Consider the following 8,365-nt stretch of genomic DNA (forward strand, 5'->3'; position numbering starts at 1 on the left):
CCTGCGAGCCGGAGCGATCCACCACGATGGCGGCGATGTCCTTCACCGGCTCGCGGTCCTCGCGCACCAGCGACGGGTTGGCGATGGCCAGCAGCACCAGCGCGAGGGCGAGCGCCCGCAGGATGGCACTGCGCCCGCGCGCCAGGAAGGCGAGCCCGACGAACACCACGACGAGGACCGCGAAGCCGGCGAGCACCGGCCAGGGAAGCAGGGGCGTGAAGCTGAGGCTCAGCATGGCCGGGTGGCCTCCGGTGATGGGTCAGTCATACCGGGTCCACTCGATTGCCGAAGCCAGCGCGCCCGCGTCGCGCTCCCCTTCCCTACAGGAACGGAGACCCGCTCTCGCATTCAACGTTTCGCCACATGGCAAACAGAGGAACCCATCGGCCGGAAGCGCCGTCACTGCCCCAACCGCTCCAGCAGCGCCGGGACGTGGACCTGATCGGCCTTGTAGTTGCCGGTGAGCGTATAGATCACGAAGTTGATGCCGCCGCGAAAGGCCATTTCGCGCTGGCGCTGGTCGCCGCCGACGATGGGGTAGAGCGGCTCGCCGCGCTTGCCCACCGCCCAGGCGGCGGCGAGATCGTTGCCCGTGATGACGATGGGCGAGACGCCGTCGCCGGCCCGGGCGGGGCGGCGCTCGTTGCCCTCCCCCGCCGGGGGCAGGGTCTCGACCCAGGTCTGGCCGGTGGCGTAGCGGCCGGGGAAGCTGTCCACGAGGTAGAAGGCCTTGGTGAGCACGTGGTCGGCGGGCACCGGTTCGAGTTCGGGCACTTCGAGCGTCGCCAGCATCTTGCGCAGGTAGGCGCCCTCGGGGGTGGGCGGCGCGCCGGGGCGCGCGGTGAGCGCGTCGCGGGTGTCGAAGATCACGGTGCCGCCGTTGCGCATGAAGGCGTCGATGCGGCGGATCGCGGCCTCGTTCGGCTGGGGCCGCCCGGCGACGATGGGCCAGTAGATCAGCGGGTAGAAGGCGAGCTCGTCCTTGCCCGGATCGATTCCGATCGGGTCGCCGGGCTCCAGGGCGGTGCGGCTCGCCAGCATCTGCGTCAGGCCGGTGAGACCGGCCCGGCTCGCGGTGTCGGCGGCTTCGTCACCGGTGACGACGTAGGCGAGGCGTGTCGCCAGCGCCGAATCGAAGGCGCCGGTGCGAGCGGGCGCCGCGCCTTGCGCCCGCACCGGGACGGGGGCCGTGGCGGTCCCGGCGGCGAGCAGGATGGCGAGCCCGATCGCGGCCGCGCGCGGGAGGAGCCCACGGCCACGGCGCAGGAAGCCGCCGAGCCAGAGGCCCGCGAGGGTGTCGAGGATGAGGAGCATCAGGGCCAGGGTGAACAGGGTGGCGCGCAGGTCGAGGGTGTCGGCACCGGCCAGGGACCCGAGCCGGGCGCCGGTCAGCGGCGTGAAGTCGAGGGGCTTCAGGCGGTCCTCCACCCGCAGGGCGTTCACGGCGATGCCGCCATCGGCCGGGCCGTAGAAACCCGGCGGGTGCTCCAGGCTGGCGCGGTCGGCGGTGTCGGCCGAGACGGCGGTGGCGCCGGCGGGTGGCGTGCCGAGGGCCCCGAAGCCGTCGAGGGTCAGGCGTGGGGCGAGGACGGTGGTGGCCCGCGCGCCCGCGTCGCCGGTAGGCAGGGCCTTGGCTCCGGCCAGATTCACCACCCGGCGCAGCATGTCGATGAACAGGCCCGAGAGGGGAAGGTTCGACCAAGTGGTGTCGGCGGTGACGTGGAAGAGTACGACGAGGCCCTGGCCCCGCTTCTGCGCGGTGACGATGGGCGTGCCGTCCTGCAGGGAGGCCCAGGTCCGGCCGGGCAGGTCGCCGTCGGGCTCGGCCAGGATCTGGCGCCGCACGCCGATGTCGGCGGGCGGCGTCAAACCCGCGAACGGGCTCTCGGGCGCGAAGGCCGCCAGCGTCTTCGGGCTGTCCCAGGAGAGCGTGCCGCCGAGCGTGCGGCCGCCCCGGCGCAGGCGCACCGGCACCAGGGGGTCGTTGCCGGCGGCGAGACGCGGGCCGGCAAAGCGCAGGAGGAGGCCGCCCTCGTCCACGAACTGCTCCGCGCGGGCGAGGATCTGCCCGTCGAGGGCGCCGACATCGGAGAGGACGAGCACCGAGACCTGGGCGTCGAGCATCTGCGCGATGGACTCGGCGACCCCCTTGGCGCCGCGCGGCTCCTGTACGTCGGCATAGGGGCCGAGCGCGCGGGACAGGTAATAGGTCGGTGCCAGCAGCGGCTGGGCCTGGTCGCTGGTGCCGCCGAAGATCAGGCCGACACGGCGGCGCTTGCCGCGCTCGTCCACGAGGGTCACGGCCCCGGCGGAACGCTCGGCGGAGATCTCCAGGCGGCTGATGCCGTTGCGCAGCTCCACCGGCAGGTCGAAGCCGATCTCGGTCTCGCTCCCCTCCGGCGGGAAGGTGAACTCGTGCTCGGCCAGCGGCAGCCCCTTCCCGTCGAGGGCGCGCACGAGGCCGGTGTCGCGGCCGTTCGGGCCGGCGCGCAGCACATGCGCGGTCAGGCGCCCGCCGGCCTCCGCCGCCGAGAGGGCGAGTGCCGGGGGACGGTCGGCCTTCAGGATGGTCAGCGCCGCGCCGCGCTGGCCGACGAGGTCCGCGAGACGCCGCCCGAAGGTCTCCGCAACGGAGCCGGCGACGCCGTCGCTGATCCACAGGATCGCGCTGCCGGGGGTCTTTTCCAGGAAGGCGCCGAGGCTGGCCAGGTGCGCGTCGCGGTCGGCCAGATGCGGGCGCGGGGCGATGGCGCGCAGGCGGTCGAGGGCGGCGGCCGGAACCCGGGCCTCCACGGGAGCCGCAGGCTCTGCGAGGGCCGCCACCGCCACGGGGCGTCCGTCGCGGGCCGCCGCCTCGATGGCGTCGGTGGCGACGCGCAGCCGCTCGCGCCAGTCGTGCGCGGCGGTGAAGCCGTTGTCGAGCATGACGAGGAGCGGCGTGCGCCCCGCCCCCGCACCGGTGCCGGTGCCGGACGGGTTCCAGACCGGGCCGGACACCGCCAGGATGAGGCAGGCCGCGGCGAGGATGCGCAGGATCAGGAGCCAGGGCGGGGTGCGCGCCGGCGTCTCGCGCTTGGCCAGCAGGTCGGCCATGATCGCCAGCGGCGGGAAGTCGATCCGGCGCGGGCGCGGCGGCGTCACCCGCAGGAGGTACCACAGGGCCGGCAGCGCGATGAGCGCGGCGAGCGCCAGGGGGGCGGCGAAGGTCAGGGGCAATCCGAACATGCGGCGGTCCTCAGCCGGTCCCGCGCGCGGCGGCGAGGAGGGTCAGAAGGCGAAGGGCCGCTTCGCTCGCGGGCCGGTCGGTGCGGTGGATGGTCAGGGTCCAGCCCTGCGCCCGGGCGATCTCCGCGAGGCGGTCGCGGTGGGCGGCGATCCGCACCCGGTAGGCCTCGCCCCAGGCGCCGGCATCGCCGACGTTCAGGCTGAAATTCGACTCGACGTCGTGCAGCACGGCCTGCCCCGAGAACGGGAAGGTCTCCTCGACGGGATCGACGATCATCAGGAGATGGCCGCGCGTGCCCCGGCCGGCGAGGCGGTCCACCGAGGCCTTCACCGCATCGGGGTCGGAGAGGAAGTCGCTGATCAGCACCGCCTCGTCGAACCGCCCCGGATCGGCCGACGGCGGGGCGTCGTCGTCCTGTCCGCCCGCATCCGCCACCAGGGCCTGGGCCATGGTCTCGACGATGCGCCGCGAGGCGGTGGCGCGGGTGAGCCCGAGCAGGCCCGTGCGCTCGCCGCCCTCCACGAGCGCGTCGGCCAAGGCGAAACCCAGCACCAGCGCGCGCTCGACCTTGGGCGCCTGCGCGAGATGCGAGGCGAAGCCCATGGAGGCGGAACGGTCGATCCAGAACCAGATGTTGTGCGTGGCTTCCCACTCGCGCTCGCGCACGTAGAGCCTGTCGTCGCGGGCCGAGCGGCGCCAGTCGATGCGCGCGGCGGCCTCGCCCGCCACGAAGGGCCGGAACTGCCAAAAGCTTTCGCCCGGGCCCGCCCGGCGCCGGCCATGGATGCCGTGCGCCAGCGTCGAGGAGACCCGGCGCGATTCGAGGATGAGGCGCGGCATCCGCTCGGCCAGCGCCAGGGCAGCCTCGGTCTCGCGTCGCCCGGGATTGCGGGCGCCCGCGTCGAGGACCCGCGTGGTGGCGCTCCCGGGCCGTGGGATCGCCATGCCCTAGAGCTTGCCGGCGAGCTGGGCGATCAGCCCGGAGATCGTCTCGCCATCGGCGCGCGCGGCGAAGCTCAGCGCCATGCGGTGCTTGAGCACCGGCTCGGCCAGCGCCTTCACGTCGGCAATCGAGGGCGCGACGCGGCCCTCGATGAGGGCGCGGGCCCGCACCGCCAGGGTCAGCGCCTGGCTGGCGCGCGGCCCCGGGCCCCAGAGCAGCTTGCCCTTGAGCGCCGGATCGCCGCCATCGGGCCGCGCGGCGCGCACGAGGTCGAGGATCGCGTCCACCACCGCGTCGCCGACGGGCAGGCGGCGCACGAGGCGCTGGGCCGTGAGCAGCGCCTCGGTGGACATCACCGCCTGCGGCTTGTGCTCGTCGACGCCCGTGGTCTCAATGAGGATGCGGCGCTCGGCGGCCCGGTCCGGGTAGCCGACGTCGATCTCCAGCAGGAAGCGGTCGAGCTGCGCCTCGGGCAGCGGGTAGGTGCCCTCCTGCTCGATGGGGTTCTGGGTCGCCAGCACGTGGAAGGGGCGCGGCAGGTCGTGGCGCTCGCCGGCCACGGAGACGAAGTGCTCCTGCATGGCCTGCAGCAGCGCCGATTGCGTGCGCGGGCTGGCGCGGTTGATCTCGTCGGCCATGAGGAGCTGCGTGAAGACCGGTCCCTTCACGAAGCGGAACGAGCGGTGCCGGTTGGCGTCCTCGTCGAGGATCTCGGTGCCGAGGATGTCGGAGGGCATCAGGTCCGGCGTGAACTGCACCCGGCGGGCGTCGAGGCCGAGCACGGTGCCGAGCGTCTCCACCAGCTTGGTCTTGGCCAGACCCGGCAGTCCGACGAGAAGGCCGTGGCCGCCGGCCAGGATGGTGACCAGGGCGAGATCGACCACCTGCTCCTGGCCGAAGATGACCTTGTGGATCGCCTCGCGGGCCTGCCCCACGGAGCCGAGACAGGCTTCGGCCGTGGCGACGATGCCGTCATCGAGGGTCGTGGCCGGCTGCGAGCCCTGAATCATGCGTCTTCTGTCCTGGCGTCTCGACGCCGACCCGGAAGGAGTCGAGCGCCGCGAGGGGGCGGCCGGTCCCTGGCGATGGCCGGCATCGGTCTTCAAGCCGCCGAGTGTGGCGCCCTTTGCGGCACGCTGGCAAGATCGACGCGACGACGCAGGCCTTTGAGACGGGTGAGACCGTGTTCGGCGGCTCGGCGTGGAGAAGCGGTTCCCGATGGGTTGGCTGGCAGCGACGACCGGGAACCGAGCGGCCGTGGACGCCGCGAGATCACGGACTTTGCGAACCGCCCCCCATCTTTGGATGCATGGGACCGACGGTCGAAGCGAAACCAACGGTGCCCTTCACGGGCCGGACGCAGCCCGGACGCCTGCGTCGGGCGTTGGACCGCGACATGCGAGGCGGGGACGCCATGGGGAAAACCGCGCCGTTCCCTCGCGGTCAGGATGCGCTATCTGAAGGGGCATGACGGATTCAGACGCAGCCCCCTCCGGCGATCCGACGATCGACCGCCTCAGCGCTTCCCTGGGGGATGTCGCCCGCCGGGGCGCGCCGCCGGTGGAGCGCTGGAACCCGCCCTTCTGTGGCGACATCGACATGCGGATTGCCGCCGACGGGACCTGGTTCCACGATGGTGGCCCCATCCGCCGGCCTGCCCTGGTCAAGCTCTTCGCCTCCATCCTGCGCCGCGAGGCCGATGGCCGCTTCGTCCTCGTGACCCCGGTGGAGAGCGTCGGCATCACGGTGGAGGATGCGCCCTTCGTGGCGGTGGAGATGGACGCCGAGGGGACGGGCCCCGCGCGGCGGATCGCGTTTCGCACCAATGTCGACGACCTCGTGTCCGTGGATGCCGAGCACGGGCTTCGCTTCGAGCAGGATGCTGCCGGGGGCCTGCGCCCGTACGTCCACGTGCGGCGCGACCTCTGGGCGCTGCTGACCCGGGCGCTGACCTACGACCTCCTGAGCTTGGCCGAGGAGCGCGAGGGCTGGCTCGGCGTCGAGGCCGGCGGCCGCTTCCACCGCATCGCGCCCGCCGAGAGCGCATGAATCCGGGTGATGCGCTGGCGGACCTCGTCGACCGGGCCGGACGCCACCTTTCCAGCGAACCGCCGGGGGACGGCGACCCGACATCGAACCCGCGCGGGGACCACGACCTCGACGGCGCCGAAACCGGCATCGTCCCGCAGGGCCCGCACCGGCGTGCCGCCGTCCTGGTGCCGGTGCTGCCCCGCGAAGACGGCCCGCGGGTGCTGTTCACCGTGCGGGCCGCGCACCTGCGCGATCATTCCGGGCAGGTCGCGTTCCCGGGCGGCAAGATCGAAGCGGACGACCCGACCCCCGCCGACGCCGCCCTGCGGGAGGCGCGGGAGGAGGTCGGGCTGCCGGCGCAGGCCATCCGGCTCCTCGGCTATCTCGACCCCTACCTGTCGGGCACCGGCTTCCTCGTCCTCCCCGTCCTCGGCCTCGTCGCGCCCGAGGCGCCCCTGACCCCGAACCCCGACGAGGTCGCGGCGACCTTCGAGGTGCCGCTCGGCCACCTCCTCGACCGCGCGGAGCGGCGGATCGAGCAGGCCGTCTGGCGCGGACGCCAGCGGCGGTACTATGCCATCACGTACGGCGAATTCCGGATCTGGGGCGTCACCGCCGGCATCGTGAACAACCTCCACGAGCGCCTCTTTCCCTGACGCAGCAATCCCGCCCTGACGCAGCAATCCCGCCTGTCGAGAGCCCCATGATCCGTCGCGTCGCCCAGGAACTGCTGACCTTCCTCCTGCCCTTCCTGCTGTTCGCCCTCTACCTCGCGATCAGCGGACGCCGCCCGCACGACCGGGCGCACTGGGACGGACAGGTCTTCCGCCTCACGGCCGCCGGGCTCGGGCTCGTCATCCTGTCGCTCGTCGCCACCGGGCTGTTCACCGAGCGTCACCGGGGCGGCTATGTGCCGCCGCACCTGGAGAACGGGCAGGTCGTGCCCGGGCGTTTCCAGTGAGCGGCCACACCCTCGATCCGGACGGACCGCGGCGCCTGCTCGAACAGCCCGATGTCGCCCGCGTGCTCGGGGCGCTGGCGGCGGACGGCGAGGCGACGCGCCTCGTCGGCGGCTGCGTGCGTGACGCACTGCTCGGCCGGACCGGCGACGACATCGATCTCGCCACAACGCTGTCGCCTGATGCAGTGATCGCCCGCGCCGCGCGCAGCATGTTGCGCACCATTCCCACCGGAATCGCGCACGGCACCGTCACCCTGCTCGCCGGCCGCAGCGCCTTCGAAGTCACGACCCTGCGGGAGGACGTGGAGACCGACGGGCGCCACGCAATCGTGCGTTTCGGGCGCGATTTCGCCCTCGACGCCCAGCGCCGCGACTTCACCATCAACGCCCTGTCGCTCGATCCCGGCGGCACGCTCCACGACACCACCGGCGGTGTGGAGGACCTACGAACGGGCCGCGTCCGCTTCATTGGCGACGCCCGAACCCGCATCCGCGAGGACGCCCTGCGCATCCTGCGGTTCTTCCGGTTCCATGCCCGCTACGGCGGTCCCGAGATCGATCCGGAAGGCCTGGATGCCTGCGTCGCAGCCCGCGACGCCCTCGACGGCCTCTCGCGCGAACGGGTACGGGCAGAATTCCTGAAGCTGCTGCAGGCACTTGGCGCTCCGGCGGCCCTCACGACCTTGAGCGAGACCGGGTTGCTCCAGCGCCTCATCGGCGGCATCGGCGATCTCGGCCGGTTCGCGCGCCTCGTGACCGATCATGCGGAAACCACCGCCATCGACCGACTGGCAGTCCTGGCAGTCTTCTCGGAAGCGGACGCCGAGCGCTTACGGATCGGCCTCCGCCTTTCCAAGGCGGAACACGCTAGCCTCTCGGGCTATGCCAAGGCCTTGATCGCCCTGCGCAGCCGATCGTCGATCAACGTCGCCGACATGCGCCGGCTCGCCGCGACGCATGACATCGCAGGTCTCGGCCTCGCGAGCCTGACGATATCGGAAAGAGGCAGGGTGGGATGGGCCCCGGAGGCGCTCGCCTATCTCGGCGAACTCGCAGGCGGTGTTCGCGAAGCGCCGGACTTCCCGATCGCGGGCGCCGATCTCATCGCGCTGGGCGTTCGACCGGGCCCCGAGATCGGGCGGCGCCTCGCCCTGGCGCGACGCCTCTGGCTCGAACAGGGCTGCCCGGAGGGCGAGGCCACGCG

General features: G+C 72.9%; 7 protein-coding genes and 1 pseudogene. 4 read left to right on the forward strand and 4 right to left on the reverse strand.

Annotation, left to right across the window (positions count from 1 at the left end; translation table 11 throughout):
- The 4 genes and pseudogenes from JWQ05_RS19745 to JWQ05_RS19760 form a co-directional block, all read right to left on the reverse strand.
- Positions 1–235 (reverse strand): annotated as a pseudogene (locus JWQ05_RS19745) (hypothetical protein); the annotation flags it as partial.
- A gap of 164 nt (positions 236–399) precedes the next feature.
- Positions 400–3,225, reverse strand: a complete 2,826-nt coding sequence (locus tag JWQ05_RS19750) for a DUF4159 domain-containing protein (RefSeq protein ID WP_299662292.1) — start codon at positions 3,223–3,225, stop codon at positions 400–402.
- Between the two features lie 10 nt (positions 3,226–3,235).
- The gene (locus JWQ05_RS19755) at positions 3,236–4,171 is read right to left on the reverse strand and encodes a DUF58 domain-containing protein (protein WP_299662294.1); all 936 of its coding nucleotides are present in this window, start codon (positions 4,169–4,171) and stop codon (positions 3,236–3,238) included.
- 3 nt (positions 4,172–4,174) lie between these two features.
- The gene (locus tag JWQ05_RS19760) at positions 4,175–5,179 is read right to left on the reverse strand and encodes a MoxR family ATPase (RefSeq protein ID WP_299662297.1); all 1,005 of its coding nucleotides are present in this window, start codon (positions 5,177–5,179) and stop codon (positions 4,175–4,177) included.
- A gap of 457 nt (positions 5,180–5,636) precedes the next feature.
- Between JWQ05_RS19760 and JWQ05_RS19765 the strand changes: the two genes are divergently transcribed.
- From JWQ05_RS19765 to JWQ05_RS19780, 4 genes are all read left to right on the forward strand, one after another.
- The gene (locus tag JWQ05_RS19765) at positions 5,637–6,218 is read left to right on the forward strand and encodes a DUF1285 domain-containing protein (protein ID WP_299662300.1); all 582 of its coding nucleotides are present in this window, start codon (positions 5,637–5,639) and stop codon (positions 6,216–6,218) included.
- The gene (locus tag JWQ05_RS19770; RefSeq protein WP_299662303.1) at positions 6,215–6,856 is read left to right on the forward strand and encodes a CoA pyrophosphatase; all 642 of its coding nucleotides are present in this window, start codon (positions 6,215–6,217) and stop codon (positions 6,854–6,856) included. The genes JWQ05_RS19765 and JWQ05_RS19770 overlap by 4 nt, the downstream gene beginning before the upstream one ends.
- Positions 6,857–6,903: 47 nt before the next feature.
- Positions 6,904–7,161, forward strand: a complete 258-nt coding sequence (locus JWQ05_RS19775) for a DUF6111 family protein (RefSeq protein WP_299662306.1) — start codon at positions 6,904–6,906, stop codon at positions 7,159–7,161.
- Positions 7,158–8,365, forward strand: a 1,208-nt coding sequence (locus JWQ05_RS19780; RefSeq protein WP_299662309.1) for a CCA tRNA nucleotidyltransferase, incomplete at its 3' end; no start/stop codon positions are given. The genes JWQ05_RS19775 and JWQ05_RS19780, both read left to right, overlap by 4 nt.

Origin of the sequence: Methylobacterium sp. (genome assembly GCF_028290105.1) — a bacterium.
Lineage (GTDB): Bacteria > Pseudomonadota > Alphaproteobacteria > Rhizobiales > Beijerinckiaceae > Methylobacterium.